The 26,733-nt window shown below is 72.8% G+C and carries 26 protein-coding genes; 10 read left to right on the top strand and 16 right to left on the bottom strand.

The features are described from left to right. The first annotated feature begins 7 nt into the window (after positions 1 to 7). The 3 genes from ABGB11_RS17455 to ABGB11_RS17465 all read left to right on the top strand — a co-directional run bounded on the left by ABGB11_RS17455 (position 8) and on the right by ABGB11_RS17465 (position 2,353). The gene (locus ABGB11_RS17455; protein WP_347633914.1) at positions 8 to 799 is read left to right on the top strand and encodes a DUF427 domain-containing protein; all 792 of its coding nucleotides are present in this window, start codon (positions 8 to 10) and stop codon (positions 797 to 799) included. Between the two features lie 244 nt (positions 800 to 1,043). Beyond that, positions 1,044 to 1,748, top strand: a complete 705-nt coding sequence (locus ABGB11_RS17460) for a Crp/Fnr family transcriptional regulator (protein ID WP_347633916.1) — start codon at positions 1,044 to 1,046, stop codon at positions 1,746 to 1,748. Positions 1,749 to 1,798: 50 nt separating this feature from the next. Then, positions 1,799 to 2,353, top strand: coding sequence for a TetR/AcrR family transcriptional regulator (locus ABGB11_RS17465; RefSeq protein ID WP_347633918.1), 555 nt, complete (start codon positions 1,799 to 1,801; stop codon positions 2,351 to 2,353). Here the strand turns inward: ABGB11_RS17465 and ABGB11_RS17470 are convergent. Continuing rightward, complete coding sequence (locus ABGB11_RS17470; RefSeq protein ID WP_347633920.1) at positions 2,328 to 4,055, bottom strand: ubiquinol-cytochrome c reductase cytochrome b subunit; 1,728 nt, start codon at positions 4,053 to 4,055, stop codon at positions 2,328 to 2,330. The two genes, ABGB11_RS17465 and ABGB11_RS17470, sit on opposite strands and share 26 nt — an antisense overlap. 94 nt (positions 4,056 to 4,149) lie before the next feature. Further along, on the bottom strand, positions 4,150 to 4,812 hold the full coding sequence (locus tag ABGB11_RS17475) for a hypothetical protein (RefSeq protein WP_347633922.1): 663 nt from the start codon (positions 4,810 to 4,812) through the stop codon (positions 4,150 to 4,152). A gap of 178 nt (positions 4,813 to 4,990) precedes the next feature. Between ABGB11_RS17475 and ABGB11_RS17480 the strand changes: the two genes are divergently transcribed. After that, complete coding sequence (locus ABGB11_RS17480; protein WP_347633924.1) at positions 4,991 to 5,809, top strand: acyl-CoA thioesterase domain-containing protein; 819 nt, start codon at positions 4,991 to 4,993, stop codon at positions 5,807 to 5,809. An 81-nt stretch (positions 5,810 to 5,890) separates the two neighbouring features. Here the strand turns inward: ABGB11_RS17480 and ABGB11_RS17485 are convergent, their stop codons facing one another. From ABGB11_RS17485 to ABGB11_RS17495, 3 genes are all read right to left on the bottom strand, one after another. Then, positions 5,891 to 7,489: an alpha-amylase family protein gene (locus tag ABGB11_RS17485; protein ID WP_347633926.1), complete on the bottom strand. Its 1,599-nt coding sequence runs from the start codon at positions 7,487 to 7,489 to the stop codon at positions 5,891 to 5,893. Between the two features lie 147 nt (positions 7,490 to 7,636). Further along, positions 7,637 to 8,668, bottom strand: coding sequence for an NrfD/PsrC family molybdoenzyme membrane anchor subunit (gene nrfD / locus ABGB11_RS17490; protein ID WP_347633928.1), 1,032 nt, complete (start codon positions 8,666 to 8,668; stop codon positions 7,637 to 7,639). Between the two features lie 2 nt (positions 8,669 to 8,670). Continuing rightward, a complete protein-coding gene (locus ABGB11_RS17495) occupies positions 8,671 to 9,483 on the bottom strand; it encodes a 4Fe-4S dicluster domain-containing protein (protein ID WP_347634113.1) in 813 nt (270 codons plus the stop codon). 207 nt (positions 9,484 to 9,690) lie between these two features. Here ABGB11_RS17495 and ABGB11_RS17500 point away from each other — a divergent pair, with 207 nt between their 5' ends. Beyond that, a complete protein-coding gene (locus ABGB11_RS17500; RefSeq protein WP_347633930.1) occupies positions 9,691 to 10,089 on the top strand; it encodes a PaaI family thioesterase in 399 nt (132 codons plus the stop codon). A gap of 22 nt (positions 10,090 to 10,111) precedes the next feature. Here the strand turns inward: ABGB11_RS17500 and ABGB11_RS17505 are convergent, their stop codons facing one another. Then, complete coding sequence (locus tag ABGB11_RS17505; protein WP_347633932.1) at positions 10,112 to 10,969, bottom strand: PaaX family transcriptional regulator C-terminal domain-containing protein; 858 nt, start codon at positions 10,967 to 10,969, stop codon at positions 10,112 to 10,114. Positions 10,970 to 11,151: 182 nt separating this feature from the next. Here ABGB11_RS17505 and ABGB11_RS17510 point away from each other — a divergent pair, with 182 nt between their 5' ends. The 3 genes from ABGB11_RS17510 to boxB all read left to right on the top strand — a co-directional run bounded on the left by ABGB11_RS17510 (position 11,152) and on the right by boxB (position 15,939). Next, entirely contained in the window at positions 11,152 to 12,756 is a 1,605-nt protein-coding gene (locus ABGB11_RS17510) for a benzoate-CoA ligase family protein (RefSeq protein ID WP_347633934.1), read from the top strand. A 120-nt stretch (positions 12,757 to 12,876) separates the two neighbouring features. After that, positions 12,877 to 14,520 carry a 2,3-epoxybenzoyl-CoA dihydrolase gene (gene boxC, locus ABGB11_RS17515; protein WP_347633936.1) on the top strand — a complete coding sequence of 548 codons (1,644 nt, stop codon included), beginning with the start codon at positions 12,877 to 12,879 and terminating at the stop codon, positions 14,518 to 14,520. A 3-nt stretch (positions 14,521 to 14,523) separates the two neighbouring features. Continuing rightward, entirely contained in the window at positions 14,524 to 15,939 is a 1,416-nt protein-coding gene (gene boxB, locus ABGB11_RS17520; protein WP_347633938.1) for a benzoyl-CoA 2,3-epoxidase subunit BoxB, read from the top strand. A gap of 16 nt (positions 15,940 to 15,955) precedes the next feature. On the opposite strand, the gene ABGB11_RS17525 is transcribed toward boxB, so the two are convergent. The 5 genes from ABGB11_RS17525 to ABGB11_RS17545 all read right to left on the bottom strand — a co-directional run bounded on the left by ABGB11_RS17525 (position 15,956) and on the right by ABGB11_RS17545 (position 20,299). After that, positions 15,956 to 16,618 carry a cytochrome P450 gene (locus ABGB11_RS17525; protein WP_347633940.1) on the bottom strand — a complete coding sequence of 221 codons (663 nt, stop codon included), beginning with the start codon at positions 16,616 to 16,618 and terminating at the stop codon, positions 15,956 to 15,958. 13 nt (positions 16,619 to 16,631) lie between these two features. Then, on the bottom strand, positions 16,632 to 17,033 hold the full coding sequence (locus tag ABGB11_RS17530; RefSeq protein ID WP_347633942.1) for a helix-turn-helix domain-containing protein: 402 nt from the start codon (positions 17,031 to 17,033) through the stop codon (positions 16,632 to 16,634). Positions 17,034 to 17,083: 50 nt separating this feature from the next. Next, positions 17,084 to 18,730, bottom strand: a complete 1,647-nt coding sequence (locus tag ABGB11_RS17535; RefSeq protein WP_347633944.1) for a cyclic nucleotide-binding domain-containing protein — start codon at positions 18,728 to 18,730, stop codon at positions 17,084 to 17,086. Between the two features lie 12 nt (positions 18,731 to 18,742). Beyond that, complete coding sequence (locus ABGB11_RS17540) at positions 18,743 to 19,087, bottom strand: hypothetical protein (RefSeq protein ID WP_347633946.1); 345 nt, start codon at positions 19,085 to 19,087, stop codon at positions 18,743 to 18,745. Positions 19,088 to 19,156: 69 nt separating this feature from the next. Further along, positions 19,157 to 20,299 carry an acyl-CoA dehydrogenase family protein gene (locus tag ABGB11_RS17545; RefSeq protein WP_347633948.1) on the bottom strand — a complete coding sequence of 381 codons (1,143 nt, stop codon included), beginning with the start codon at positions 20,297 to 20,299 and terminating at the stop codon, positions 19,157 to 19,159. 73 nt (positions 20,300 to 20,372) lie between these two features. Between ABGB11_RS17545 and ABGB11_RS17550 the strand changes: the two genes are divergently transcribed. Beyond that, positions 20,373 to 20,945 carry a TetR/AcrR family transcriptional regulator gene (locus ABGB11_RS17550; RefSeq protein WP_347633951.1) on the top strand — a complete coding sequence of 191 codons (573 nt, stop codon included), beginning with the start codon at positions 20,373 to 20,375 and terminating at the stop codon, positions 20,943 to 20,945. A gap of 1 nt (position 20,946) precedes the next feature. Here the strand turns inward: ABGB11_RS17550 and ABGB11_RS17555 are convergent, their stop codons facing one another. The 5 genes from ABGB11_RS17555 to ABGB11_RS17575 form a co-directional block, all read right to left on the bottom strand. After that, the gene (locus tag ABGB11_RS17555) at positions 20,947 to 21,558 is read right to left on the bottom strand and encodes an ATP/GTP-binding protein (RefSeq protein WP_347633953.1); all 612 of its coding nucleotides are present in this window, start codon (positions 21,556 to 21,558) and stop codon (positions 20,947 to 20,949) included. Beyond that, positions 21,539 to 21,913 carry a DUF742 domain-containing protein gene (locus ABGB11_RS17560; RefSeq protein WP_347633955.1) on the bottom strand — a complete coding sequence of 125 codons (375 nt, stop codon included), beginning with the start codon at positions 21,911 to 21,913 and terminating at the stop codon, positions 21,539 to 21,541. The genes ABGB11_RS17555 and ABGB11_RS17560 overlap by 20 nt, the downstream gene beginning before the upstream one ends. Positions 21,914 to 21,921: 8 nt before the next feature. Further along, on the bottom strand, positions 21,922 to 22,365 hold the full coding sequence (locus ABGB11_RS17565) for a roadblock/LC7 domain-containing protein (protein ID WP_347633957.1): 444 nt from the start codon (positions 22,363 to 22,365) through the stop codon (positions 21,922 to 21,924). Then, positions 22,362 to 24,698, bottom strand: a complete 2,337-nt coding sequence (locus ABGB11_RS17570; protein ID WP_347633960.1) for a nitrate- and nitrite sensing domain-containing protein — start codon at positions 24,696 to 24,698, stop codon at positions 22,362 to 22,364. The genes ABGB11_RS17565 and ABGB11_RS17570 overlap by 4 nt, the downstream gene beginning before the upstream one ends. A 95-nt stretch (positions 24,699 to 24,793) precedes the next feature. Continuing rightward, positions 24,794 to 24,952: a hypothetical protein gene (locus tag ABGB11_RS17575; RefSeq protein ID WP_347633962.1), complete on the bottom strand. Its 159-nt coding sequence runs from the start codon at positions 24,950 to 24,952 to the stop codon at positions 24,794 to 24,796. Positions 24,953 to 25,178: 226 nt separating this feature from the next. Between ABGB11_RS17575 and ABGB11_RS17580 the strand changes: the two genes are divergently transcribed. Beyond that, a complete protein-coding gene (locus tag ABGB11_RS17580) occupies positions 25,179 to 26,699 on the top strand; it encodes a M20/M25/M40 family metallo-hydrolase (protein ID WP_347633964.1) in 1,521 nt (506 codons plus the stop codon). Positions 26,700 to 26,733 lie beyond the last annotated feature (34 nt).

Consider the following 26,733-nt stretch of genomic DNA (forward strand, 5'->3'; position numbering starts at 1 on the left):
CACGGACATGTCGCTGACCATGCGGCCGGGGCCGCTCGCGGGGTCGCCCGGCGACGAGGTCAACTTCGCCATCGACGGGCCGAAGCACCGCCTGTTCATGCACGCCTTCCCGCGGCGGGTCCGGGCGCGGTTCGCGGGGGAGACCGTCCTGGACACCGAGCGAGGGAGGCTCCTGCACGAGACCGGTCTGCTGCCCGTCCTGTACGTCCCGGAGGAGGACGTGCGGACCGACCTGCTGGAGAAGACCGACCACACGACGTACTGCCCGTTCAAGGGCGACGCGGCGTACTGGACGGTGCGGGTCGGCGACCGCGCGGCCGAGAACGCGGCCTGGGCCTACCCGGAGCCGAACCCGGAGTCGGCGTGGTTGCGCGGGCACATGGCCTTCTACTGGAAGCGGATGGACGCCTGGTTCGACGAGGACGAGGAGATCCACGGGCACCTGCGGGACCCGTTCCATCGCGTCGACGCGCGCGACACGTCCAGGCGCGTGCGGGTCCTGCTGGACGGGACGGTCGTCGCGGAGACCGAGCGGCCGAGGCTGCTGTCGGAGACGGGGCTGCCCAACCGGTTCTACATCCCGGCCGAGGACGTCCGCCGGGACCTGCTGACCCGGAGCGAGAAGCGCACCGTCTGCCCGTACAAGGGGGAGGCGACGTACTGGTCGCTGGACGGCGCCGAGGACGCCGGCTGGTCCTACGAGCGGCCCCTGGAGGACGCCGCCAGGATCGGCGGGTACCTCTCCTTCGACCACGAGGCCCTGACGATCGAGGTGGGTGCGCCCGGCGCGGGCGCCTGACCGGTTCGCGCTGGGAGGCCCATCCGTCGCATAGTTTCGGCATGGTGGGCGTCGCCGCCGGGGCCCTCACGCACCCGTCGCCGGCCGGCTCGCGGACCTGCTGCGGCGCAGCCGCCGCGTGGCGCGGGGCCTGAACATCTTCAGCGGCACGGTCTTCACGGGACTCGCCGTGCGGCTGCTGGCCGTCCCCAAGTGACGTCCGGCGGTTTACAGTTCAGATGACCCCGGGCAAAGGAGGCGGCTGTTGGCACCGTACGCGGCGTCCTCTCCGCCTCCGGCGTTCTGGGCCGCGCTCGACGCCGCGCAGCGCTCCGCGCTCCGCGCCGCCGCGCGCCCCCGGACCTACCAGGTGAAGGCGCCCCTGGTGTACCAGGGCGACGAGTCCGACCATGTGATCATCATCGAGCGCGGCTGGGCGAAGGTGACCTCCGCGACCGAGGACGGCCACGACGTGGTGCTGGCCGTCCGCGGCCCCGGCGACCTGCTGGCCGAGAGCGCGGTGCTCGGCGGGCGGCCGCGGGCCGCGACGGTCACCGCGCTGTCGCCGATCCGCGCGCTGGTCGTGCCCGCGGCCCGGTTCACCGGGTTCCTGGACGCCCATCCGGACGTGTGGATGCTCGTCACCGGCACCTTCGTCCGGCGCATGGACGACTCCGACCGGCGGCTGACGGCGCACATCACGAGCCGGGGCCCGCAGCGCCTCGCGGCGCTCCTCACCGACCTCGCGGAGCGGTCGGTCCACCACGCCCCGCCCGCGCCGGACGGGTCGATCGAGATCGGCCCGCCGCTGTCGCAGGAGGAGCTCGGCAGCTGGATGGACGCGTCCCGGGAGACCGTCGCCCGCGCGCTCTCCGGGCTGCGCCGCGCGGGCCTGATCCGCACCGGCTGGCGCAAGATCACCGTCGTCGACCTGCCCCGCCTCCGCGAGTTCGCGAAGGAGCAGGACTGACGCGCGGCCCGGGCGCCGGGTGCGGAACTTGCCGGTGACAAAATGGCGGCATGAGCGGCGACGGCTACCATCACGGCAACCTGCGGCGGGCCGTGCTCGACGCCGCGGTCGAGGCGATCGCGGAGTCGGGCCCGGCGGCGTGGAGCCTGCGCGAGCTGGCCCGCCGCGCCGGCGTCTCGCACGCCGCGCCCGCCCACCACTTCGGGGACAAGACCGGCCTGCTGACGGCCGTCGCCGCCGAGGGCTACGCGCTCTTCGCCGACGCCCTGGAGGCGGCCGGCGACGAGCTGCACGACATCGGCCTGGCGTACGTCCGGTTCGCGGTCGGGCACCGGGCCCACTTCGAGGTGATGTTCACCCCCGCGCTCTACCGGGCCGACGACCCCGAGGTCGGCGCGGCCCGCGAGCGCGCCGCGCAGGCCCTGCGCAAGGGCGTGCGCGGGGTCGCGCCGGGCGGGCCGCAGGACGACCGGACGGCGGGGATCGCCGCGTGGTCGATCGTCCACGGCTTCGCGCACCTGTGGCTGAGCGGCGCGCTGCGGGACCTCGGCGACGACCCCGTCGAGGCGGCCGGACCGGTCATCCGCCTTCTCTTCGAGCGCTGATCTCGCGTCCCGCGCCGGCGGTCACGGCGCCCTCCCGTTCCCCGTTCTCCCCGGCCGGGGGACGTTCCGGGAGGACGGCGAGGTCGGCCCGGAACCGGCGGTTGAGCGCGGCGCGCAGGCGGCCCGCGGCGGTCCGGCCGCGCGGGCTCTCGACGTCGTCGACGGGCGGCGGGACGTCCAGGTCGACGGCGGGCGCCGGCCGCGGGTCGGTGATGGCGGCGATCGCCTCGTCCGGCAGGTGCCGCTCGACCTCGCTGAACCCTCCGTCGGGCGACTGGCGGATGATGCCGGTCTCCAGCCCGTGGGCGGCGAGCCCCAGGTCGCGGCGCTGCAGGCCGACGCAGATGCGGTAGGCGACGATGTAGGCCAGCACCGGCCCGAGGATGATGAAGAAGCGGAAGAACCAGGTCGTCCAGAACAGCGGGATCTGGAACCGGTCGGCGAGGACGTCGTTGCCGCCCGCGAGCCAGAGCGTCCCGTAGAAGACCACGCCGCCGACGCCGATGCCGGTGCGGGCCGGGACGTCGCGCGGCCGGTCCAGCAGGTGGTGGATCTGGTGGTCGCCGGTCACCCACCGTTCCAGGAACGGGTAGACGGCGAGGCCGGTGAACAGCAGACCCGGCACCACCAGCGCGGGAATCACCACGCTGAGCGGGACCGTGTGCCCCCACGCGCTGATCTCCCAGGCGGGCATGATCCGCAGCGCGCCCTCCAGCCAGCCCATGTACCAGTCGGGCTGCGAGCCGGAGCTGATCGCGCCCGGGTCGTACGGGCCGAACAGCCAGATCGGGTTGATCTGGACGAACGCGGCCAGCAGCGTCGTGATCCCGAGCACCCACAGGAACAGTGACGTGGTCTTGGCGATGAAGACGGGGAAGAACGGGTAGCCGCGGACGGTCGTGTTCGAGCTGCCCTTGCCGGGGAACTGGGTGTGGGTCTGCCGCCAGGTCAGCACGATCGCGTGCAGCGGGATCAGCGCCGCCAGGAGCCCCGGGATCAGCAGCACGTGGATCACGTAGAGCCGCGGGATGATGTCGGTGCCGGGGTACTCCCCGCCGAACAGGAACATCACCGCGTAGGAGCCGACGAGCGGGATCGACGCCGTGACGCCCTCCAGGATCCGCAGGCCGGTGCCGGACAGCAGGTCGTCCGGCAGCGAGTAGCCGAACAGGCCGTTCAGCATGACCAGCATGAACATGAGGATGCCGATGAGCCAGTTCAGCTCGCGGGGCTTGCGGAACGCGCCGCTGAAGAAGTTGCGGAGCAGGTGGACGAGGATCGCGCCCATGAAGATGAGCGTCGACCAGTGGTGGATCTGCCGCACGAGCAGCCCGCCCCGCACATCGAAGCTGATCTTGAGCGAGGAGGCGTACGCCTCGCTCATCTCGACGCCCTTGAGCTTGGTGTACGAGCCGTTGTAGACGACCTCGTGCATGCTCGGCTTGAAGAACAGCGTCAGGTACACCCCGGTCAGCAGGATGATCACGAACGAGTACATCGCGATCTCGCCGACGAGGAAGCTCCACTGGTCCGGGAAGGCCTTCTTCAGGGCCTTGCGGGCGAAGCCGGTCGTGCCGAACCGCTCGTCCAGCGCCCGCGCCGTGCCGTCCACGCTCCTCGGCGCGCCGCGTGCGCCCGCCCGGCGCCCACCGGCCGCTCTCGTCCCCGCCATCGTCCGCATCCCTTCCACGCGTCTGGGCATGTCGCGCTTCTAGGCATAAGACCGATGCAGGGTGCGGTATGTGACATCGTCCGGTGTGGATCGGATCACAGTGCGGGACGCGGCGGCGTGGCCCTCAACCTGTCGCGCCGGCCAGGTGGCTGCGGCGCATGTAGCGCGGGCGCCAGCGCGCCCGGTAGAAGAGCCGGATCGGCGGCGGCAGCAACCGCAGCACCGCGCGGCGCGTTGCGGCGGGAGCGCCGTCCAGCAGCCACGGCAGGAACACGCCGAGCCCGCGCAGGCCCAGCTCGCGGCGGAACTCCACGTCGAAGGTGCCCCACTCGTACGGCGTGAGCGTCTCCTGGATCAGCGGCAGGACGTTGGCCTCCTTGAAGTCCAGGAGCGCGTCGACCGAGACGCGGAGGTCGTGGGAGTAATCGGCGAACGCGCGCGGGTCGCGGTGCTCCAGCGCCGCGTCGAGGCCGTCGATCAGGGGGATGACCTTGACCGCCTGCAGCGCCATGGCGTCCAGGACGACCCCGACCCGGCCGAGCCCGCCGGACGCCGACGCCCCGGCGTCCTTGGCGTACATGACCGTCCAGAGGGCCGCCTTCTCCGCGCGGTCCTGGAGGCGCCAGTGGCCGGTGAACAGGGACCAGCTGTTCGCGACCGCCTTCCTCGGCTGCTCCGCGCGGCGGCCGGATCCGGCCGCCGCCTCCAGCCGGGCGGTGTCGCGGCGGAACGCGTCGTAGGCGGCGTACAGCATGGTCAGGTCGAACTTCCTCGCCACACTCTCCATGCCGCCTCCCCAAGCCTTGCGCGCCGGTGCCGCCATAGAAATAGATGGGCGGCGCACCCCTCCATGTGACGCGATGCGGAGCATGACTTCTGTGATCTGCCCCACGGAACGCGGGATATTCGGCGGGCAGGCCCACCCGGGCGGCGTCCGGATGCGGCCGTCGGATAGCGTCGCGGGCGTGCGACCCAAGATCTCCGAGGAGCCCGGCACGCGGCTGGAAGCGCTCCACTCCATCCTCGACCTGCTGGACCTCGAGGAGCTCGACCGGGACCTCTACCGGGGCACGCTCGTCTTCGACGACCCGTTCCCGCTCTACGGCGGGCAGGTCGCGGCGCAGGCGCTGCGCGCCGCCGGCGGCACCGTCCCGGAGGGGCGCCTTCCGCACTCGCTGCACGGCTACTTCCTGCGCGGCGGCGACGCGGCCCGGCCGACGATCTTCCGGGTGGACCGGGACCGCGACGGGCGCTCGTTCTCCGCGCGCCGGGTGGTGGCGCTGCAGGGCGGCGAGGTCATCTTCAACATGTCGGTGTCGTTCCAGCGGCCCGCGGACGACGTGGACCGGCAGGTGCACCCCGCGCCCGCGGCGCCGGAGCCGCGGACCCTCCCGGAGTCGCAGGTCCCGCGGCTGTTCTCGATGGAGGGGCGCGTCCCGCCGCAGCCGTACGAGGCGGCCGACTTCCCGACCCGGCTGTGGTCGCGCTGCACCGCGCCGCTGCCGGACGACGACCTGCTGCACGCGTGCGTGCTGACGTACCTGTCCGACATCTCCAGCGGCCTGATCGCGCTGCACGACGGGCCCGCCCGGTCCGGGTCCAGCCTCGACCACGCGGTCTGGTTCCACCGCACCGTCCGGATGGACGAGTGGGTACTGATGGACCTCGTCCCGCAGACCGTCGCCGCTGGGCGCGGCTGGTACACGGGAACGATCCACACCGCCGGCGGGGTCCTGGCGGCCAGCCTCGCCCAGGAGGTGCTGTTCCGCACGCCCCGCGACTGACGCGGCCGGGGCCGGCCTCCGCACACGAGGAGGCCGGCCCCGGGGGCACCGGCGGGGGGCGGTGCCGTCTTCGGAGCGCCTCTATCTCCAGGTGTCGCCGGCGGTGCGGCCGGTCGTGACGGTCGTGCGCGCCGGTTCCGTACCGGCCTTGGCGTCCGCGTGGATGGCGACCGCGCCGCCCGCCGGGATGGTCACGGTGGCCGTCCCTCCCGACACGGTCACGGCCGTGCCGGCGCAGCCGTCCGGGCCGAGGCCGCCGGTGATGACGTCGCAGTAGACGCCGTCCGCGAGACCTGTCCGGTAGGACGCGGAGGACGGCCCGGAGGAGTCGTTCAGTCCGATCCAGCCCCTCGACCCGCGGCTGAACCCGATGACGTCGGACGCGGTGGCCGTGAAGTCGGAGACGGTGGTCGCGGACGCGGACGCGTTGCGCCACCCGACCATGCCCTTGATCCCGGTCGAGCGGGTGAGGCACTGCCAGCCGCCGGAGCAGTTCGCGGCGGTGACGAACCCGTTCGCGTCGGCGGGCGGCGACTGCCCCTTGGACGACCAGGTGAACCCGTCGTAGACGGTCGGCTTGCCGTACGGGTAGGCGAGCAGGAAGTAGGTGGCGAGAGTGTAGTCTGCGCCGTTCTTGTAGCTGAGCGTGGAGCCGTCCCGCTCGGTGTCGTGGTTGGTGATCATGGCGTAGGTCTGGGAACTCTCCGCGTCCAGCGTCCAGGACCGGATGCCCGACAGGTTCGACAGGGTGCCGTTCTGGAACTGGGTCTTGAGGCCCATCGCGTAGGCGAAGCCGAGCACGTCACCGTTGGAGGTGAACGCGGACGCCTTCAGGTCCGGGTTGGTGGCGCCGGGGAAGACCTCCTGCGCGATGTAGGGCGCCTTGCCCTCCGCGGCGGTGGGGTCGAGCGCGCCCTTGATGGCGGCGAAGTCGCTCTGCGCGATGTGCTTGGCGGCGTCGATCCGGAACCCGTCCACGCCGAGCCCGATCAGGTCGTTGAGATACCCGGCGATCTTGCCGCGCACGTAGCTGGTCTGCGTCTTGAGGTCCGACAGCGACACCAGTTCGCAGTTCTGCACCTCGGACGTGTTGTTCCAGTCGTCGATGCCCGCGTCCTCGTCGTTGCAGTACCCGTCGTTGGCGTGGTGGAAGTCGCCGTAGCCGTAGGGGACGGCCGGGTAGGAGAACCCCGCCGGATCGAACGTCGAGCCTCCATAGGTGGTGTTCACCGTGTTGTTGTGGCCCGCCGTGTGGTTGATGACCGCGTCCACGTACACGCGGACACCCGCGTTGTGGCAGGCCGTGACCATGGCCGAGAACTGGGCACGGGTGCCGAGCCTGCTGGTCAGGTCGTAGGAGACGGGCTGGTAGACCTCCCACCAGGGGTGTGCGCCGTCATCGGTGGACGTGAGGCTGACCGACTCGGCGGGCGGCGCGACCTGGACGGCCCCGTACCCGGCCGGGCCGAGGTGGTCGGTGCACGCGGCGGCCACGGACGGCCAGTTCCACTCCCAGAGGTTGGCGGTGACGTCGCTGGAGTTGAGGGAGATCGCGGCCTTCGCGGGGCGGTCGGGGAGCAGGACCGCGGCGGGGGAGAGGCCGCCGAGGACGAGGATCCCGGCGGCGAGCAGGGATCGGCGGCGGGGGACGCGTGCGCGTCGCGCGGCAGTGGGGGACATGTCGGCGAACTCCTGACACGAGGCGCCTGGCGGGCGCCGGAGGGGGTGGGGACGGCCGTCCGCGAGCACCCGTGAGAATGCTCTCTTCTTGCAGTCGGGTCAAGAGCTTGCGCAAGATTTCAATGAACTTGCAGAAAGCAGGCAGCGTCAGGAGTCCGGTTCCGAACCCCGCGCGGCGAGGCGTTCCCGCTGGGGTACGACGGTGTACCTGGGGTCGCGCGCGGACTGCACGCCGGCGTGGAAGACCCCGAAACGCGTGCACACCGAGCCCGCCAGGAGCGCCGCCCCGCTGAGCGCCGCCGCGGCGCGGCCGCGCCCGCCGAGCAGGACGGCCCCGGCGGCGCCCGCGGCCGACAGGATCTCGCCCGCGCGCATGAGCCGGCCGGCCCGTCCCACCGTGTACGGCTCGGCGGCCAGCCCCGCCCGGCGCTCCATCAGCCTGGCCGCGCCCACCTCCAAAGCCGCGCCGGCGACGGCGGCAGTCCGCATCGGCCCGGTCTCCCGGACCGGCGCCGCGAGCAGCGCCATGCCGGCCGCGGCGGCGGTCCCCGACCCCACGAACACGAACGGCAGCTCCCGGTACACCTCGTGCCAGGCGGGCACGGCCGTGTCCGCGACGAGCACGGCGGTGTAGGCGGCGACGGCCGGGCCGAGCGCGGCGGCGCCCGCGGTGGCGGCCCTGCCCGGACGCGGGAACAGCCCGGTCACGTCCAGCACGGCGGCGGCGCCCGCCGCCGGGCCGTAGGCGGCCAGGATCCAGGAGCCCACGCTCATCGGCGACGTCGGCTTCATCACGCGCAGCATGTGGGCGAAGCGCTCGGGCCGCCCGAGATCGTGGATCAGCGCGGCCGTCGACCCGGCGATCGCGGCCAGCGACGAGATCTTCAACGCCCGCGCCGCGGCCGGACGCCCGGTGAGCTGCGCGCCGGCGGCCAGCACCGAGCCGGCGCCCGCGAGGCCGCCGAGGAAGAAGTACGCGGCGACGTCGGCGGCCTTCCACACGGGCTGCTTCAGAACCGGCCTGCCGTAGTAGGAGGTGAACTCCGCCTCCGGCACCATCGCCTTCTCGCCGCGGCGCCCGCGCCGTCTCCCGCGGCGGTCCGGTCCCGCGCCGACCTGCGCCTCGCGGCCCGGGCGCGCGCCGCGCACGCCGTCCCTGCCGACGTCGGACGTGCTCATCGTCAGGCTCCCGTGCGGCCGTGGGCGGCGAAGACGGCGGCCAGCCCGCCGGCCAGGGCGGCGGCGGCCAGGCCCGCGTGCCGCCACATGGACGGCAGGTCGCGCGTGGTGACGACCGGGTCCGGCGGCAGCCCGTACACCTCCGGCTCGTCCAGCAGCAGGAAGAACGCGCCGTCGCCGCCGACGCCGTCGTCCGGGTCGTGGCCGTAGAGGCGCGCGTCCTCGACGCCGAGGCCGTGGAGCTGGTCGACGCGCATCGCGGCGCGCTCGCGCAGCTCCTCCAGCGGTCCGAACTGGATGGAGTCGGTCGGGCACGCCTTCGCGCAGGCCGGCTCCTGGCCCGCCCCGAGCCGGTCGTAGCACAGCGTGCACTTCCAGACGCGGCCGTCCTCCTTGCGCTGGTCGATCACCCCGTAGGGGCAGGCGGGGACGCAGTAGCCGCAGCCGTTGCAGATGTCCTCCTGGACGACGACCGTGCCGAACTCGGTGCGGAACAGCGAGCCGGTGGGGCACACGTCCAGGCAGGCGGCGTGCGTGCAGTGCTTGCACACGTCGGAGGCCATCAGCCAGCGCAGGTCGGTGCCCCCGTCACCGGGCGCGCCGGTGTGGTCCACGCCGGACTCGGCGTGCCCCATGGGCTTGTCCTGCTCGATGAACGCGACGTGCCGCCAGGTGTCGGCGCCGAGGCCCTGCGTGTTGTCGTAGGACATCCCGGTGAATTCGAGGCCGTCCTCGGGGACGGCGTTCCATTCCTTGCACGCCACCTCGCACGCCTTGCATCCGATGCACACGGACGTGTCGGTGAAGAAGCCCATCCTGGGGGGAGCGTCCGGGTAGCCGGCGTCGGCGGCGACCTCGGGTTCGGCTCCGGCGAGCAGGTTCCGTCCGACCAAGCTGCCCATCGCAGGCCCTCCCATCCGCGGCGCCGACGCTCTCCGCCTTCCCGGGGACGCGCCGCCTACACCCTCCCGCGGCCTGTCCCGCCGTTGACGCTCGTTTCGGCGGCTGGATAGCTTTCGGGAATGACGGTGGAAGGCGGCGGCTACGCGGGCCCTCTCGACCAGACGCTCGGCCTGCTGGTGACCGAGGCGTCCGACCGGGAGGTCGTGGCCGAGATCGAGGTCACCGCCAAGCTGATGCAGGCCTACGGGATCGTCCACGGCGGCGTCTACTGCGCGATCAACGAGACCATCTGCAGCATGGGCGCCGCCCTCACCGTGGGGCTGGACAACCAGGTCGTCGGCGTCAGCAACCACACGCGGTTCATCCGGGCCGTGCGCGGGGGGCGCCTGACGGCCCGCGCCCGCCCCGTCGACCGGGTGGACGACCACGTCACCTGGCAGGCGACGATCACCGACGACAAGGACCGCGTCGTCGCCGAGGGGACCGTCAACCTGCTGAAGCTCTCTCCGAAGGGCTAGAACCCCGCAACGGAGGCTCCGGTCAGGTCTCCATCGCCTTCCACTGGCGGTCGGCGATGGGACGCCAGGTGTCATGGCGCTCGTGGAAGAGCGCGAACGCCTGCGAGCCGCTCCAGTCGCCGGGGAGGAGCTCCGCCGGGAGGCCCGGGTCGAGGAACGGGAACCGGCGCCATTCCTGGACGAGCCTCGTGTGCGCGGCGAACGTGCCGGCGTCGTCGGCGGGGCACAGCGCGCCGGCGGCGTCGAGGAAGTCCTCGTAGGCGAGCTCGATCTCGTCGAGGTCCCAGGCCTGCCGGGCCACGCGCCGCGCCTCGTCGAGGTCGCCGAGCCGCCCCACGAACAGGGTGGAGGTGCCGGCGACGCCGATCTCGGCGAGGACCTCCCGGACCTCCTGCTCGCGCTCGGGGTGCGGGCTGACCCACACGCCGGGGGAGAGGTTGCCGAGGCCGTTCCAGGCCAGCCGCGTCCGCAGCAGGTGGCGGAGGCGGCGGCTGGTCTCCGGGACGGTGGCGAGCACCACCAGCCACTGCCCGTCCCAGTCGCCGACGGGGCCGCCGAAGCCGTAGATGCGCTCGGTGCCGTCGGTGAGCAGCCGCTCGCCGGCCGGGGTGAGCCGCCAGGCGGTGCGGCGGCCGTGCCGCTCCCCGGCGAGCCAGCCCTCGCCGGCGCTGCGGGCGAGGGCCTGCCGGACGGCCTTCTCCTCCACGCCGAGCAGCCCGAGCGCCCGCAGGAACGTCGCCGTCCAGACCGGCCGGCCGCCGGGGAGCACGAACTCGCCCAGCACCGTCAGCAGCAGCGAACGCGCGCTCGCCGCGCCGAGCTCGCGGCGGCGGCGGAACCTCGGCTCGGGGCGGGCCGCGTCCTCGCCGGTTCGGGCCATCTGCTCCTCCTTCTGGGCCCTTCTGGGGCACGCCCGTCCATGGAAGCCTGTCCAGTATCGCGCGAGCCGGGCGCCGCCCCGTGCCGGTTCCGCGCGAAGGACCATCGTTCCACAAGTCTATTGACTAGCGTTTTGTGCCTGTAGAGCATTGGTGGCACGGTTCCCGGCGAGGGGAGACCCCGATGACCGCTGAGACGGCGACCGCACCGGTCCCGCCCGACACCTTCAACGCGTCCGACTACCTGCTCCGCGCGGCCCGGAGCGCCGTGACCGCCGGCCGGACGGCCCTGACCGGCCCCGGCGGCGACCTCACCTACGCGGAACTGTCCGACCTGGCCGGGCACGTCGCCGCCGGGCTCGAACGGTGGGACCTGCGCCCCGAGGAGCGCGTGGTCCTGTTCATGGCCGACGGCCCGTCCATGGCCGCCGCGATCCTGGGCGCGATGCGGCTCGGCGCCGTCCCTGTCCCGGTCTCGACGATGCTGACGGGCGCCGAGCTGGCCGCCCTGCTGAACGACGCGCGGGCCAGGGTCCTGTTGGTGAGCGACCGGTTCGCGGTCGCCGCGGAGTCGGCCCTGGAGCACGCGCCCGGCGTCCGGCGCGTCGCGGTGGAGGGCGGCTCCGGGCTCCGGGCGCCGGACGGCGTGCGGGTGAGCCCCTTCGACGACCTGGTCGCCGCGGGCCGGGATGGCGGAGGCGCGCCGGCCGATCCCTACGTGACCTCGGGCGACTCCAGCGCGCTGTGGCTCTACACGTCCGGGACGACGGGCAAGCCGAAGGGCGCGATGCACCGGCACGCCAACATCCGGCACGTCGTGGAGACCTACGGCCGCGAGGTCCTCGGCATCACGCCCGAGGACCGCTGCTACTCGGTCGCCAAGCTCTTCTTCGCCTACGGGATCGGCAACTCGCTGTTCTTCCCCCTCGCGGTGGGCGCCACGGCGATCCTGGACCCCGACCGCCCGACGCCCGCGTCGGTGGCCGAGCGGCTGGCGGAGTGCCGGCCGACGCTCTTCTTCGCCGTCCCCACCTTCTATGCCGCGATCCTCAACGCCGAGGTGCCGGTGGAGGCGTTCGCCTCGGTCCGGCTCGCGGTCTCCGCGGGCGAGCCGCTGCCCGCCGAGTTGTGCCGCCGGTTCACCGCCAGGTACGGGGTGGAGATCATCGACGGGATCGGCTCGACGGAGTGCCTGCACATCTTCCTGTCGAACCGTCCGGGCGAGGTCCGCCCGGGGACGACGGGCACCGCCGTCCCCGGCTACGAGCTGCGGGTCGTGGACTCCGCAGGGGCCGACGTGCCGCGGGGGACCCCGGGCTCGCTGCTGGTGAAGGGCGAGTCGATCGCCACCGGCTACTGGTGCCGTACGGAGACGACGCGGCAGGTCTTCCAGGGCGAGTGGCTGCGCACCGGCGACACCTACGTGGTGGACGAGGACGGCTACTACACGTGCCTCGGCCGGACCGGCGACATGCTGAAGTCCGGCGGCATCTGGGTGTCGCCCGCCGAGGTGGAGGGGCGGCTGCTGGAGCATCCGGCGGTCGCGATGGTCGCCGTCGTCGGGCTGCCGGACGCCGACGGGCTCGACAAGCCGATCGCCTGCGTCGTGCTGAAGGAGGGGGCGGCGGCCGAGCCCGCGGAGCTGATCGAGTTCTGCCGGGCGGGGCTCGCGTCGTTCAAGCGCCCCCGCGAGGTGCTGGTGGTGGACAAGCTCCCGACGACCCCGACCGGCAAGCTGCGGCGGTTCGCGGTCCGCGAACTGGCCGCGACGCTGCTCGGCACGCCCTGACGCGCCCCGGGCCCCCCTCGCCCGGGGCGGCCCCGCGCGTCGATATGCTACAAACTATTAACGTATAGAACGAAATTTGTGGAGTATGGTGGAGACGGCGGCACGGCGGAGGGACGGCGCATGACGCACGTGGAGTTCCGGACGGAGCCGTCCGGCTACCGGCACTGGAGCCTGGACGTCGACGGCCCGGTCGCCACCCTGACCATGGCGGTGGACGAGCGGGGCGGGCTCGTGCCCGGCTACGAGCTGAAGCTGAACTCCTACGACCTCGGCGTGGACATCGAGCTCTACGACGCCGTCCAGCGGCTGCGGTTCGAGCACCCCGGGGTGCGGACCGTGGTGATCACCAGCGGCAAGGAGAAGATCTTCTGCGCGGGCGCCAACATCCGGATGCTGGCCGCGTCCCCCCACGCGTGGAAGGTCAACTTCTGCAAGTTCACCAACGAGACCCGCAACGGCATCGAGGACGCGACGGCGAACTCCGGCCAGACCTACCTGGCGGCTCTCAACGGCACCGCGTCCGGCGGCGGCTACGAGCTCGCCCTGGCCTGCGACCACATCATGCTCGTCGACGACCGCTCGTCGGTGGTGTCCCTACCGGAGTTGCCGCTGCTCGGCGTCCTGCCCGGGACCGGCGGCCTCACCCGGGTGTCGGACAAGCGGCACGTCCGCCGCGACCGCGCCGACTACTTCTCCACCAAGGCCGAGGGGCTCGGCGGCAGGAAGGCCGTCGCGTGGGGCCTGGTGGACGAGGCCGTCCCGCGCACGGCCTGGGACGCGACGGTCGCAGAACGCGCGCGGGACCTGGCGGCGCGCTCGTCCCGTCCGCAGGAGGCGGAGGGCATCGCGCTCCCGCGGCTCGACAAGGAGCGCACGGAGACCTCCATCGCCTACCGGCACGTGTCGGCGAGGCTGGACCGCGACGCGGGCGCCGCCGAGATCACGATCGCGGGCCCGGACGCCGCCCCCGGCGGCTTCCGCGACGCCGGCTTCTGGACCCTCGCCATGACCCGCGAGCTGGACGACCTGATCCTCGACCTGCGCACCAACGAGCTGGAGCTCGGCACCTGGGTGCTCCGCACGACCGGGGAGGCGCGGCACGTCCTCGCGCACGACCGGCTGCTGCTGGACAACGCCGGCGACTGGCTCGCCAACGAGATCGTGCACTACCTCAAGCGGACCCTGAAGCGCCTGGACGTCACGAGCCGCAGCCTCATCGCCCTGATCGAGCCCGGCAGCTGCTTCGCCGGCTCGCTCCTGGAGATCGCGCTGGCCGCCGACCGCACGTACCAGCTCGACGGCGTCTTCGAGGACGTCGATCCGGACGCCGACCCCGCCACGATCACCGTCGACGCGATGAACCTCGGCCCGCTGCCGATGGGCAACGGCCTCACCCGCCTGGAGACCCGGTTCCTCGGCGACGACGCCGCTCTGGCCGCCGTCCGCGACGCCGCGGGCAAGCCCCTGGAGGCCGGCGACGCCGAGCGCCTCGGGGTGGTCACGTTCGCGCCCGACGACATCGACTGGGACGAGGAGGTCCGCATCGCCGTGGAGGAGCGGGCCAGCTTCAGCCCCGACGCCCTCACCGGGCTGGAGGCCAACTACCGCTTCCCCGGCCCGGAGACCCTGGAGACGAAGATCTTCGGCCGGCTCACCGCCTGGCAGAACTGGATCTTCACCCGCCCGAACGCGTCCGGGCCGGACGGCGCCCTCCGCCGCTACGGCACAGGCCAGCGCGCCGACTTCGACCGAAAGCGAGTCTGACCCATGGCGACCAGTGCCGACTACAGCGAGAAGATCCCGAACAACGTCGACCTCCACGAGGACCGGCGGCTGCAGCGGGCCCTGGAGTCGTGGCAGCCCAACTTCCTCAACTGGTGGGAGTCCATGGGGCCGGCACTGCCGACGCAGGACGTGTACCTGCGGACGGCCGTGAACGTCGGCCGCGAAGGCTGGGCGCACTTCGGGCACGTCGCCATGAAGGACTACCGGTGGGGCGTCTTCCTGGCCGAACGCGACGGCGACCGCCGCATCGGCTTCGGCGCCCACAAGGGCGAGCCCGCCTGGCAGAAGGTCCCGGGCGAGTACCGGGCCGACCTGCAGCGCCTCATCGTCATCCAGGGTGACACCGAGCCGGCGTCCGTCGAGCAGCAGCGCAACCTGGGTGCCACCGCGCCGAGCCTGTACGACCTGCGCAACCTGTTCCAGGTGAACGTCGAGGAGGGCCGCCACCTGTGGGCGATGGTCTACCTCCTGCACGCCTACTTCGGACGTGAGGGACGCGAGGAGGCCGAGGAGCTCCTGCACCGCAACTCGGGCAGCGAGGAGTCGCCGCGCATCCTGGGCGCCTTCAACGAGGAGACGCCCGACTGGCTGTCCTTCTTCATGTTCACCTACTTCACCGACCGCGACGGCAAGTACCAGCTCGGCACGCTCAAGGAGTCCGGCTTCGACCCGCTGTCGCGAACCTGCGAGTTCATGCTGAAGGAAGAGGCCCACCACATGATGGTGGGCACGACGGGCATCGACCGGGTCGTCGAGCGGACGGTCCAGCTGATGAAGGAGCACGACACCGACGACGTCACCCCGCACGGCGCGATCTCCCTCGACGTCGTCCAGAAGTACCTGAACTTCCACTACTCCGTCTCGCTCGACCTGTTCGGCTCCGAGACGTCCGGCAACGTCGCGAACTACTACACGGCCGGGCTCAAGGGACGCTGGATGGAGGGCCGCCGCAAGGACGACCACCGCCTCACCGACGACGCCATCATGGTCGACGCCCTCGTCGACGGCGCCATCGGCCAGGCCGAGGTCGCCGCGCTCACCGGACTCAACACCGACCTGCGGCGCGAGTACATCGCGGACTGCCAGAGCGGCGTCAACCGGTGGAACCGCATCCTGGCGGACGCGGGCCTGCCGCAGCGCCTCTACCTTCCGAGCGTCGCCTTCAACCGCAAGGTGGGAGCGTTCGCCGGGATCGAGGCCACCCCGGACGGGGAGATCCTCGACGCGGACGAGTGGGAGCGGCGCAAGGGCGCCTGGCTCCCGACGGAGGTCGACAAGACCCACGTCCGGTCGCTGATGAGGCCGGTGCACGAGCGCGGCAAGATCGCCGGCTGGATCGCTCCGCCCCGCAACGGGATCAACGGGCAGCCGTTCGACTACGAGTACGTGCGGCTCTAGCCGGTACGCCCTGTGGTTAGGACACCCGGACCGGCAGGCTCTTCCACGCCCGCAGCGTGTTGTTGTGGTGGCGCACCGGGTCGGCCGCGGGTTCGAGGCGCTCGACGCGCCGGGCGAGGGCCGTCAGCAGCGCCTCGGACTCCAGGCGTGCCACGTGCTGGCCGACGCACTGGTGGATGCCCATGCCGAACCCGACGTGGCCGGACGGGTCGCGCGCCAGGTCGAACGCGTCCGGGTCCGCCCACCGGCGGGGGTCGCGGTTCGCGGCGCCGAGGAACATGAGGATCTTCCGGCCGTCCGGGACCACGGTTCCCGCGATCTCGCGGTCGCCGACGGCGGTGCGGAAGAACGTCTGGACGGGCGACTGCCACCGGACCGCCTCGTCGAACGCCGTCCGGGCCAGGGCCGGGTTCTCCCGCAGCCGCCGCCACTGGTCCGGGTTCACCGCGAAGGCGTAGAGGACGGCGGCGAGCCCGTGCACGGTCGTGTCGACGCCCGCCGACAGCAGCGACCGGACGACCACCTGCTCGTACCGGCCCAGAGCGAAGACGTCGTACCTGGTCAGATACGTCACGGGCCCGGCGTCGCGGAGCCGTGAGTGGAGGGGGAGCGGGTCTTCGAGGGCCTCGTGCCCGAACGGGTCGGCGTCGATGGCGGGCGGAGCCTGGACGGCGGTCATCGCGGGTCTCCCTTCAGAGGTCCAGGACGAGCCGGTCGGAACGGGAGCGCGACACGCACACGGACATGCAGTCGCCGGCCTCCCGCTCGCCGTCGTCGAGGATCGAGTCGCGGTGGTCGGGCTCGCCTTCGAGGACCGCGTGCAGATCCTCCATGAAAGGCATCGCGGCCTCCCTCAGCCCGAGCGTCGGCGCGGCCCGCGAGGCCAGCTCCCAGAGCCGCATACCGACCCGCACGCGCCGCTGCTCGTCCCGCGCGAGAAGGCCGTGCTCGACGAGCTGCGCGACCAGCCGCGACGCCGTCGCCACGTGCAGCCCCGTCCGCCGGGCGATCTCCGAGACCGACAGCGCCGGATGGTCGGGGTCGAACGCCTCGAAGATCAGCACCGCCCGGGTCAGCACGGACTCGCGAGTCATGCCCCCATTCTCCGCGCCCCCATCGTTCCGTGACTGATGCGTCACCGACGCTAACGATCAGCCGCGGTCACCGCCGGGAAGAGCCGCAGCCATGCGGTGCCTGACTCCACACCCTCGACCTCCACGCGCTCGAAGGCCGGACCGCTTCCGGCGACCGCCCGGTGCACGGGCGAGGAGACGATCAGCCCCAGGACGGCCGGGCCGGTCGCCAGCCGCCGCCGCAGCGCGCCCGCCCCCAGCAACCGCGCGGCACGCGCGAGGACGTCCCCGGTGACCCCGTCCGGTGCGGCGAGCACCGGGCCGGTGTCGACCGCGACCCGCACCTGGAACCGCCGCTCCTCCGCCGCCGCGCGGTCATGCCGGGCGATGCGCTCGGCGAACGCCCGGACCAGGGGGTCCGCCGGCGTGCTCGCCGGGACCCCGGGCGGGACGACGAGCAGCACCCCGTCTCCGCGGTCCTCGTGATGGCACGCGGCCCAGGACACTCCGGCGGCGGCGAACGCGTCCTCCAGGGACCGGTCCAGGACCTTCCTGATGGCCACGCGGTCGGACTCCGTCCGGTCCGGCGACCCGAACCCCACCACGTCGGCGAACACGATCGTGCAGTCCTGCCCGGTGAGGAAGGGCGATCCCGGCGCGGTCTCCGTACGTGGCACGGCGGAGGCGGTGAGCCGCTCCAGCCGGGCCACGTCGAGCACGTCGATCGTGGCGGCCTCGGCGCGGACGAGACCCTGGCCGCCCCACTGGGCGAGCACGCTGTCCACCGCCGCCGGCGACGACGACGTCCAGCCGGCGAGTTCCCGGCCGGTCACCGGGAGGGTCCGCCCCCGCGCCCGTGAGAGCGTGGTGAACAGCGCCGCCAGCCGCCGCTCGGTGTCGGCGACCTCGGTGCCCGAGGTGCGGGCCGCCGCGTCGATCGCGCGGTCGTACGCCTGCTTCTCCAGCACCGACTGCACGCCCGGGTGCCGCTCCACCACGCGCCGGAAGTCCGCCGCCTCGATCACGAGCGCGTCCACCGCGTCGAGCGCGATGACCGTGGCGGACCAGGCGTCGCCCTCGAACAGGGCCCGCTCGCCGATGAGGTCGCCGGGCCCGCGGACCGCGACGATCCGCTCCTCGCCCGCCCGGTCGACGCGCACCTTCGTCCAGCCCGTGCGGATGACGACGACGTAGTCGGCCGGATACCCCTGCCGCAGGATCGGCGCGCCCGGCCCGAAGGAGCGCGGGCGCGCGGCGGCGCGGACGGCGTCCCGCTCGGCGGAGTCGAGGGCGTGCCAGAAGCTCTCCCTGAGTTCCCCGCCCCGCTCGCCCGGCCGCGTCCGCCGCTCCCGTGCCCGGACGGAAGCGGCCTGGGCGCGCGCGAACTCGACCACCGGGGCGATGAACAGCGCCAGCACGCAGAGGGTCAGGGCGGCGACCACGGCCGCGGCGGGCGTCCCGGTCGCCGTCGCCGCCCAGGCCGTGCACGCCGCCCCGAGCACGGCGAACATCACGAGCCCCCAGGCCAGAGCGCGCCCGGCATCCGCTCCGGAGAACGGCCGCAGCCCCTTCCCGTCCGGGGCGAAGGCGGGCGAGGCGTCGGAGAACGCCTCCAGCAGCCGCCGTGCCCGGCCGTCCCCGCCGGGCGCCGCCGGCGTGGCCGTCGCGTCCGAGAACGCCACCAGCAACCTGCGCCAGCCGTGATCAGGACTCGGCATCGCATCCCCCATTCATCCGGCCCGGCCAGGCCCGTCGTCCTCGTCGTCCTCGTCACCCTCGGAGCCCGGCGGGAGCGCCCAGAGCGCGTACCGGCCGAGCTTGGCCATGATGGCCGGTGCGCCCGCACCGAACGCGAAGGCCAGCCACGGCGCGGTGACCAGGTCGCTCGCCGCCGCGGCCGAGGTCACCATCGCGGCGAGCATGCAGTGCAGTGCGCAGGCGAGCAGGTAGTACCGGCCGCCCGGCCCCTTGGGATACCGCCACGGCGGCCCCTTGACGCGCCGGTTCGCCTCCAGGAAGGCGAGCGTGCGGTTGGCCGCGGCCCCCATCAGCCCCCACACGACGAACTGCCACATGCTCCGAAGGTAGGAGCCCGAACGCGGGAGAATCGTGCCGTGGTGCACAAACCCGCACGAACTCCCGGATCAGCGGGCGAGGTGGCGGGAGATGACCAGGCGCTGGATCTGGTTGGTGCCTTCGAAGATCTGCATGACCTTGGCCTCGCGCATGAAGCGCTCGACCGGGAAGTCGCGGGTGTAGCCGGCGCCGCCCAGAACCTGGACGGCGTCCGTGGTCACCTTCATGGCGTTGTCGGTGGCGATGAGCTTGGCGATGGACGCCTCGCGGGCGTAGGGGCGGCCGGCGTCCTTCAGGCGGGCGGCGGACAGGTAGGTGGCGCGGGACGACTCGACCGCCGCGGCCATGTCGGCGAGGACGAAGGCGAGGCCCTGGTGGTCGATGATCGCCTTGCCGAACGCCTCGCGCTCCTTGGCGTAGGCGACCGCGTGGTCGAGCGCGCCCTGGGCCAGGCCGGTGGCGACGGCGGCGATGCCGAGGCGGCCGGCGTCGAGGCCGGCGAGGGCGATGGCCAGGCCCTGGCCCTCGTCGCCGATCAGGTTGCCGGCGGGGACGCGGGCGTCCACCAGGCGGACGGTCGCGGTGGTGGAGCCCATCAGGCCCATCTTGTCCTCGGGCGCGTCGAACTCCAGGCCGGGCGTGTCGGCGGGAACGTGGAAGCAGGAGATCCCGCGGGTCTTCTCGTCGGAGGTGCGGGCCATGACCGTGTAGAAGTCGGCCCTGCCGCCGTGGGTCGTCCACGCCTTGGCGCCGTTGAGGACGTAGGAGTCGCCGTCGCGGACCGCCTTGGCGCGCATCGCGGCAGGGTCGGAGCCGGCGTGGGCCTCCGACAGGCAGTAGGCGCCCAACCGTTCCCCCGAGAGCATGTCCGGGAGCAGCCGCGCGCGCTGCTCGTCGGTGCCGTGGAAGAAGAGGGGGAAGCACGAGAGCGCGTGGACGCTGACGCCGACGCCGACGCTCGCCCAGACCGCGCCGATCTCCTCCAGGACCTGGAGGTAGATCTCGTACGGCTGGTCGCCGCCGCCGAACTTCTCCGGGTACGGCAGCGTCAGCAGGCCCGCCCGGCCGAGCGTCCTGAACACCTCGCGCGGGAACGTCCCGGTGCGCTCGGCGTCGGCGACGCGCGGCAGAAGTTCCTTCAGCGCGATGTCGCGGGTGAGCGCGATCAGATCCGCGGACTCGGGGTTCGGCAGGTGCCGGGTGGCGGGCATGGGCGGGCTCCTTTCGGCAGGCCAACAGTACCAAAGGCAGTACCAGCGAACCCATTTTGGTACTGTCTTGGCCATGACCTCGGTGGACGAGCGGGCGACGCGCGCCTCGCGGCGGCGGGAGGCCCTGGTCGAGCGGCTGATGGAGGTGTTCCTCGACCGCGGGTTCGCCGAGCTGGGCGTCGCCGACCTGGCCGCCGTCCTGCGCTGCTCCAAGAGCACCCTGTACTCGGTCGCCGCCAGCCGCGAGCAGATCATCGTGGCCGTCGTGCGGGCGTTCTTCCGGCGGGCGACCGAGCGCGTGGAGGCCGTGCTCGACGCCAGCGCCGACCCGCGCGAACGGGTCGGCGCCTACCTGCGGGCCATCTCCGACGAGCTGGCCCCGGCGTCGCCGGCCTTCTTCGCCGACCTCGACGCGTTCGCGCCCGCGCGGGAGATCTACAAGCGCAACACCCGGTTCGCGGTACAGCGCGTGCAGGGGCTGGTGAGGGAGGCGTCACCGGACTCGGACGCGGCCTTCGCCGGCGCCGTCGCCGGGCAGGTGATGGAGTCCATCCACCGCGGCGAGATCAAGGCGCAGACCGGTCTGGACGACTCGGCCGCCTACGCCGCGCTGGCCTCCCTCATCGTCGCCCGCATGGAGGCCTGACTCAGTTCCGCGCCGACTGGAGGGCGTGCTCCACCAGTGCCACCAGCACGCCGCGCGCCACCTCGCGGCTGCGCACGTCGCACATCATCACCGGCACCTCCGGGTCGACGTCGAGCGCGGTGCGGATCTCCTCCACGGTGTAGCGGCGGGCGCCGTCGAACCGGTTCGCGGCGACGACGAACGGGATCCGCCGCTGCTCGAAGAAGTCGATGGCCGCGAAGCTCGTGGTGAGCCGGCGCGTGTCGACCAGCACGATGGCCCCGACCGCGCCGTAGGCGATCTGGTCCCACATGAACCAGAACCGCTCCTGGCCGGGCGTCCCGAACAGGTACAGCCGGACGCCGCCGGAGAACGTCAGCCGGCCGAAGTCCATCGCGACGGTCGTGGTGGTCTTGCCCTCCACGCCCCCGAGGTCGTCCACCCCGACGGACGCGTCGGTGAGGGCCTCCTCGGTGCGCAGCGGGCGGACCTCGCTCACCGCGCCGACGAGGGTCGTCTTGCCGACGCCGAATCCGCCGGCGACGAGGACCTTGAGGGTGTGCAGCGGGACGTCGTCGTCGCGGCCGTAGGAGGCGGCGTACGGGGCGCGCGGGTCAGAGGCGGCGGAGTTCATCGAGCACTCTCATCAGGATGCGGGGGTCGGGGCGTTCGGCGGGCGCGGCCTGCGGCATCTCCTCGATCAGGCCGTACTGGTGCAGGTCCTCCAGCAGGATCTGCACGACCCGGAACGGCAGGTCGGTCTCCGAGGCGAGATCGGCGGGCGTGGAGGGCCGCCGGCACAGGTCCAGCAGCAGCCGCTGCTCGCGCGACAGCCAGACCCGGTCGCCCGGGACCCGGCCGGTCGCGACGAGGATCGTCACCAGGTCGATCAGCGGCCCGCGGGGGCGGGTGCGCCCGCGGGTCACCGCGTACGGCCGCACGACCGGGCCGGCGTCGCGCCCGACCCAGCGTTCTCTCGGGCTCTCCACGGGGGCCTCTAGCCGGAGGCGCCCGAGCGCACCGGCGGGTCCTGCGGCCCGGCCGCGGCGCGCGGCCGGGCGGACAGCGTGCGCCGCACCCTCTTGATCAGCATGGTCGTCTCGTAGGCGACCAGCCCGGCGTTGCCGCCCGCGTCGCTGAGGACGGCGAGGCAGCTGCCGTTGCCCGCGGGCATGACGAAGAACAGCAAGCCGTCCAGCTCGACGACGGTCTGCCGCACCTGCTCGGCCTGGAAGTGCTCGCGGGCCCCGTTGGCCAGGCTGTGGAACCCCGACGACAGTGCCGCGAGGAATTCGGCGTCCTTGCGGGTGACGTCCCCCGAGGCGCCCATGACCAGCCCGTCCCTGGAGAGCAGCACGGCCTGGCGGACCTCCCCGACCCGCTGCACCAGATCGTCGAGCAGCCAGTCGAGCTCGCCTGAGGCCTGGTCCTGCCCTGTCATACGTCCCCCCGTTCATCGCACGGATCAAGATCGCCCGGTTCGTCGTCGACCCTGCCCCGCAGCCATCCCGACTGCAGCGAGGCCATCAGGTCGCGGCTGAGCTCCGGGCTCGGCTCGTCGAAGTCGTCGAAGTCGCCGTCCGCGGCGGGCCCGGCGTGCCGTGCCGTCGCCCGCGCGCGGAGCTGGGGCGCCATGTGGCGCTGCCGGACGCGGCGCGGGAGCCGGCCGGTGATCTCGCTGTCCTCGACGGTCGCCTCCGGTTCGCCGCCGGGCGGCGGCCCCTGGACGACCCTGCCGTGCAGCGCCGGGCGGAGCCCCCGGTCGAGCCGGGCCGGGGGCTCCGCGGCGGACGCGGCCGGCGCGGCCGGCCCGACCGGCTGCGGCCGCGCGGGTCCGAGGCCCCGCGCCGTGTGCCACTCGTCGTCCAGGACGACCAGGGTGTGCGGGATGAGGACGATCGCGGTCGTCCCCCCGTACGCCGACGGGTGCAGCGACACCTGGACGCGGTGCCGGGCGGCGAGCCGGGCGACGACGAACAGCCCGAGCCGCTCGGTGTCGGCGAGGTCGAACTCGACGGCGCTGGCGAGCCGCCGGTTCAGCTCCTCCAGCTCGTCGGGCTCCAGGCCGACGCCCCGGTCCACCACCTCGACGGCCAGCCCGTTGGCGACCGTCTCGACCTTGACGGTGACCTCGGTGGTCGGCGGCGAGAACGCGGCGGCGTTCTCGATCAGCTCGGCGAGCAGGTGGATGACGTCGGCGACCACGTCGCCGGTGACCGCGGTCGACGACGCGCCGGTCACCTCGACCCGGGTGTAGTCCTCCACCTCGGCGATCGCGGCGCGCACCACGTCCTCGGCGGCGACCGGGCGGTCCCAGGCGCGGACGGTCGGCGACCCGGAGAGGATCACCAGGCCCTCGGCGTGCCGGCGCATGCGGGTGGTGAGGTGGTCGAGGCGGAACAGGTCGTCCAGCTCCTCGGGGCTGGAGGCGCGCCGTTCCATCTGGTCCAGGAGCCGCAATTGCCGGTGCAGCAGCGACTGGCTGCGCCACGACAGGTTGACGAAGACCCTGTTGATGCTGGCGCGCAGGTCGGCCTCGCCCACCGCGGTGCTGACGGCCGTCCGCTGGACGGCGTCGAACGCGTCGGCGACGAGGGCGATCTCCATGGTCCGGCCGGGTTCCGGCGGCGGAGCCTCGGCGTCGACGTCGACCTTCTCGCCCCGCCGGAGCCGCGCCACCACGGCGGGCAGCCGCTCGTGCGCGAGCCGCTGGGCGGACGCCTGCAGGTCGCGCAGCTCCTGCGCGAGCCGCCGCGCGAACAGCAGCGACACCGCCACCGATCCGGCCACCACCAGCAGGCCGACGACACAGGCCAGGAAGAACCGCAGCATGATCAGCCGGCGGGCGGGCTCGACGAGCTCGTCGTTCTGCACGTCGCCGGCCCGGACGGCGGCCTGCTGCCACCGCGGCCCCAGCTCCTGGACCGCCGCCTGCCACTGCCGGGCGCCGGGGATCAGGCCCTGCTTGATGATCTGCCCCTCCAGCAGGCTGAAGCTGCCGAACTCGCTGGAGTCGGCCAGACCCTCGACGATCGTGGAGATCTTGCCGCCGGCCTCGCTGCGGGCCAGCTGGAGGAACTCGTCGCGGTTCCCCGCCCAGCGCGCGAACGCCATCCGCTCGGTGGCGTTCAGCCGCTTCTTGCCGGCCACGGACAGCAGCGCGTCCTCGCGGAGCATGAAGTCGCGGGCCCAGGAGAAGTGCAGGTTGGCGGCGCTCTGCCGGTAGATCTCGACGTCGTCGACGCCGACGAAGGCCATCAGGACCCGGAACGAGTGGTCGGTGATGCCGCCGTAGGCGTCGATGGCCTGCACCGTGCCGGCCGCTCCCTCGCCGATCTGGGTCCGGAGCGGTCGCAGCTCGTTGTACCGGCGGTCGAGCGCCTCCAGCCGGTTCCACATCTCCTCGCTGGCGGCGCTCCTGGACCGGGACGACAGCGCCGACGCGCGGAAGGCGGCCACGGCGGCGTCCGTCCGCTGCGCGATGCCCTGGTAGGTCCGCACGGTCCCGGCGTTCCGGTTCGTCAGGACGGTGACGGCGGCGGCGCGCTCGCGCTGCATCATCTCCATGACCAACCCGGCCGGAAGCCCGACGTCCTTGTAGAGCCGGGTGAAGTCCGACCGCTGCAGCGCGGCCGTCAGCGTCGTGCCCGCCGCGAACGCCCACAGCGCCACCAGCGCGACGAGCGGGACGGCGAGGAGCATCGCGATCCGCCGCCCGACCGGCCGCGCCCGCGGCCGCTCATGGGAGCCCTGCCCCTGTTCGGGCTTCGTCACCTGCCCACACTCCTGATCTCCTCGGCCGTGGTCGTGCCGGCCACGCTCGGCGGGACCGGAGCATACTTAGTCCGATTTGCCGTCGACCAGGGGTCTTACCTGCGCCTTCGCGTGACCTCGCGCATGCGGCGCGTGAGGTGGCCGCGCCGGGCCGTGATCGGCGGCGGCCCGGGCGGTTCCGCCGCCGCGCCGGGCGGCGGTGCCCGGTGCGGTGCCGCCGGTCTCCCGTCGCCGCAGGTCAGGAACTCGTTCACGACGAATATGATCATGAATGGCGGAGTCCGTCCCACGGCGGATGATCAAGCACCGGTGGAAGGCGCGGAAGTCCGCCGGGAAAGGCCGGTGACGATTTTGATCTTGTGATCCAAGGGGCAAAAGAGGCCAATATTGGCCGTTTCGATGCACAGTCGTGTCTTGTTGCAGGAAATGACGCATGTCAGGCTTCGGTTTACTTTGTCCCCCACCACCGGAGACCGAGACATGCGCAGAGCCGCGCTAGCCTCCCTCGCCGGGCTGTCGCTCGCCGCCACCACCCTGACGGCGGTGCCCGCCCAGGCCGCCGCGCCGGCCCCCTCCAAGCTGGCCAGGCTGGTCACGCTGAAGAACGTCCGCCATCACCAGCTCAACCTGCAGAAGATCGCGGACGCCAACGGCGGCAACCGGGCCGCCGGGCTCCCCGGCAACAAGATCACCGTCAAGTACATCGCGGACCAGCTCAAGCGGGCCGGGTACAGCCCGACGGTCCAGAACTTCGAGTTCGACTTCTGGCAGGAGCTGTCCGAGCCGGTCTTCGCCCAGACCGCGCCGGAGCAGAAGACGTTCGCTCCCGGCACCGACTTCGCGACGCTGCAGTACTCCGGGGCAGGCGACGTCACCGCCGCCGCCAGCCCGGTCGACCCGGGTGCCACCGGAACCGGGAGCGGTTGCGAGGCCGACGACTTCGCCGGCTTCCCGTCGGGCGACATCGCGCTGATCCAGCGCGGCGGCTGCTTCTTCTCCGTCAAGGCCGACAACGCCATCGCCGCCGGCGCGTCCGCCGTCGTCATCTACCAGCTCCCCGAGGAGCCGGGCCCGGTCGCCGGCACGCTGACCAAGCCCTACGGCATCCCCGTGGTCGGCCCGACGAACGCGGTCGGCAAGGCCCTCGTGGAGCAGGCGCAGAACGGCGGGGTGACGCTGCGCGTCAAGACCGACACCTTCACCGAGAAGCGCGAGGCCTCCAACGTCGTCGCCGACACGCGCCGCGGCAAGGCCGACAACGTCGTGGTCCTCGGCGCGCACAACGACAGCGTCACCGATGGGCCGGGGATCAACGACGACGGCTCGGGCGTCGCGACGCTGCTGGAGACCGCGAAGCAGATCAACAAGCTCGGCGGCAAGCTGCGCAACCGGGTCCGGTTCGCGTTCTGGGGCGCCGAGGAGGAGGGCCTGCTCGGCTCCCAGCACTACGTCGACAGCCTCTCCCAGGCCGAGCGCGACAAGATCGCGCTGAACCTGAACTTCGACATGCTCGCCTCGCCGAACTTCGTCCGCTTCGTCTACGACGGGGACAACAGCGAGGGCCAGAACGACGTCGAGGCGCCGGCCGGGTCCGGGGCGATCGAGAAGGCCTTCAACGACCACTTCGCGAAGCGGAAGCTGGCCACCAGCCCGACGCCGTTCAACGGGCGGTCGGACTACAACGCCTTCATCACCGTCGGCATCCCCGCCGGCGGCCTGTTCACCGGGGCCGAGGGCATCAAGACGCCCGAGCAGGCGAAGGTGTACGGGGGCGAGGCCGGGGTGGCGTACGACCCGTGCTACCACTCGGTCTGCGACCGCTACGACAACGTGAACCTCAAGGGCTTCGACCAGATGATCGACGGCGCCGCCTCGGTGACCGAGCTGTTCGCGCACAGCACCCTGACGGTGAACGGCAACGAGCGCAAGCAGGCGCGGGCCGACGTCCAGCCCCGCCGGCGTGCGGTGCCCGACGTGATCGGCCACTACGCGACCAAGTAGGGTCGGTCGTCCAGGGGGACGCGCCCGCTGCCGC

The sequence above is a fragment of the Actinomadura sp. B10D3 genome, from assembly GCF_039871695.1.
In the GTDB taxonomy this organism is placed as follows: Bacteria; Actinomycetota; Actinomycetes; order Streptosporangiales; family Streptosporangiaceae; genus Spirillospora; species Spirillospora madurae.

Bases quoted from the DNA above. Each gene is read 5' to 3' on its own strand.
- ABGB11_RS17455 (WP_347633914.1), top strand. From the start codon at position 8: ATGTCGCTGACCATGCGGCCGGGGCCGCTCGCGGGGTCGCCCGGCGAC.
- ABGB11_RS17465 (WP_347633918.1), top strand. From the start codon at position 1,799: ATGAGCGGCGACGGCTACCATCACGGCAACCTGCGGCGGGCCGTGCTC.
- ABGB11_RS17470 (WP_347633920.1), bottom strand. From the start codon at position 4,055: ATGCCCAGACGCGTGGAAGGGATGCGGACGATGGCGGGGACGAGAGCG.
- ABGB11_RS17475 (WP_347633922.1), bottom strand. From the start codon at position 4,812: ATGGAGAGTGTGGCGAGGAAGTTCGACCTGACCATGCTGTACGCCGCC.
- ABGB11_RS17485 (WP_347633926.1), bottom strand. From the start codon at position 7,489: ATGTCCCCCACTGCCGCGCGACGCGCACGCGTCCCCCGCCGCCGATCC.
- nrfD (WP_347633928.1), bottom strand. From the start codon at position 8,668: ATGAGCACGTCCGACGTCGGCAGGGACGGCGTGCGCGGCGCGCGCCCG.
- ABGB11_RS17495 (WP_347634113.1), bottom strand. From the start codon at position 9,483: ATGGGCTTCTTCACCGACACGTCCGTGTGCATCGGATGCAAGGCGTGC.
- ABGB11_RS17500 (WP_347633930.1), top strand. From the start codon at position 9,691: ATGACGGTGGAAGGCGGCGGCTACGCGGGCCCTCTCGACCAGACGCTC.
- ABGB11_RS17505 (WP_347633932.1), bottom strand. From the start codon at position 10,969: ATGGCCCGAACCGGCGAGGACGCGGCCCGCCCCGAGCCGAGGTTCCGC.
- ABGB11_RS17510 (WP_347633934.1), top strand. From the start codon at position 11,152: ATGACCGCTGAGACGGCGACCGCACCGGTCCCGCCCGACACCTTCAAC.
- boxC (WP_347633936.1), top strand. From the start codon at position 12,877: ATGACGCACGTGGAGTTCCGGACGGAGCCGTCCGGCTACCGGCACTGG.
- boxB (WP_347633938.1), top strand. From the start codon at position 14,524: ATGGCGACCAGTGCCGACTACAGCGAGAAGATCCCGAACAACGTCGAC.
- ABGB11_RS17525 (WP_347633940.1), bottom strand. From the start codon at position 16,618: ATGACCGCCGTCCAGGCTCCGCCCGCCATCGACGCCGACCCGTTCGGG.
- ABGB11_RS17530 (WP_347633942.1), bottom strand. From the start codon at position 17,033: ATGACTCGCGAGTCCGTGCTGACCCGGGCGGTGCTGATCTTCGAGGCG.
- ABGB11_RS17535 (WP_347633944.1), bottom strand. From the start codon at position 18,730: ATGCCGAGTCCTGATCACGGCTGGCGCAGGTTGCTGGTGGCGTTCTCG.
- ABGB11_RS17540 (WP_347633946.1), bottom strand. From the start codon at position 19,087: ATGTGGCAGTTCGTCGTGTGGGGGCTGATGGGGGCCGCGGCCAACCGC.
- ABGB11_RS17545 (WP_347633948.1), bottom strand. From the start codon at position 20,299: ATGCCCGCCACCCGGCACCTGCCGAACCCCGAGTCCGCGGATCTGATC.
- ABGB11_RS17550 (WP_347633951.1), top strand. From the start codon at position 20,373: ATGACCTCGGTGGACGAGCGGGCGACGCGCGCCTCGCGGCGGCGGGAG.
- ABGB11_RS17555 (WP_347633953.1), bottom strand. From the start codon at position 21,558: ATGAACTCCGCCGCCTCTGACCCGCGCGCCCCGTACGCCGCCTCCTAC.
- ABGB11_RS17565 (WP_347633957.1), bottom strand. From the start codon at position 22,365: ATGACAGGGCAGGACCAGGCCTCAGGCGAGCTCGACTGGCTGCTCGAC.
- ABGB11_RS17580 (WP_347633964.1), top strand. From the start codon at position 25,179: ATGCGCAGAGCCGCGCTAGCCTCCCTCGCCGGGCTGTCGCTCGCCGCC.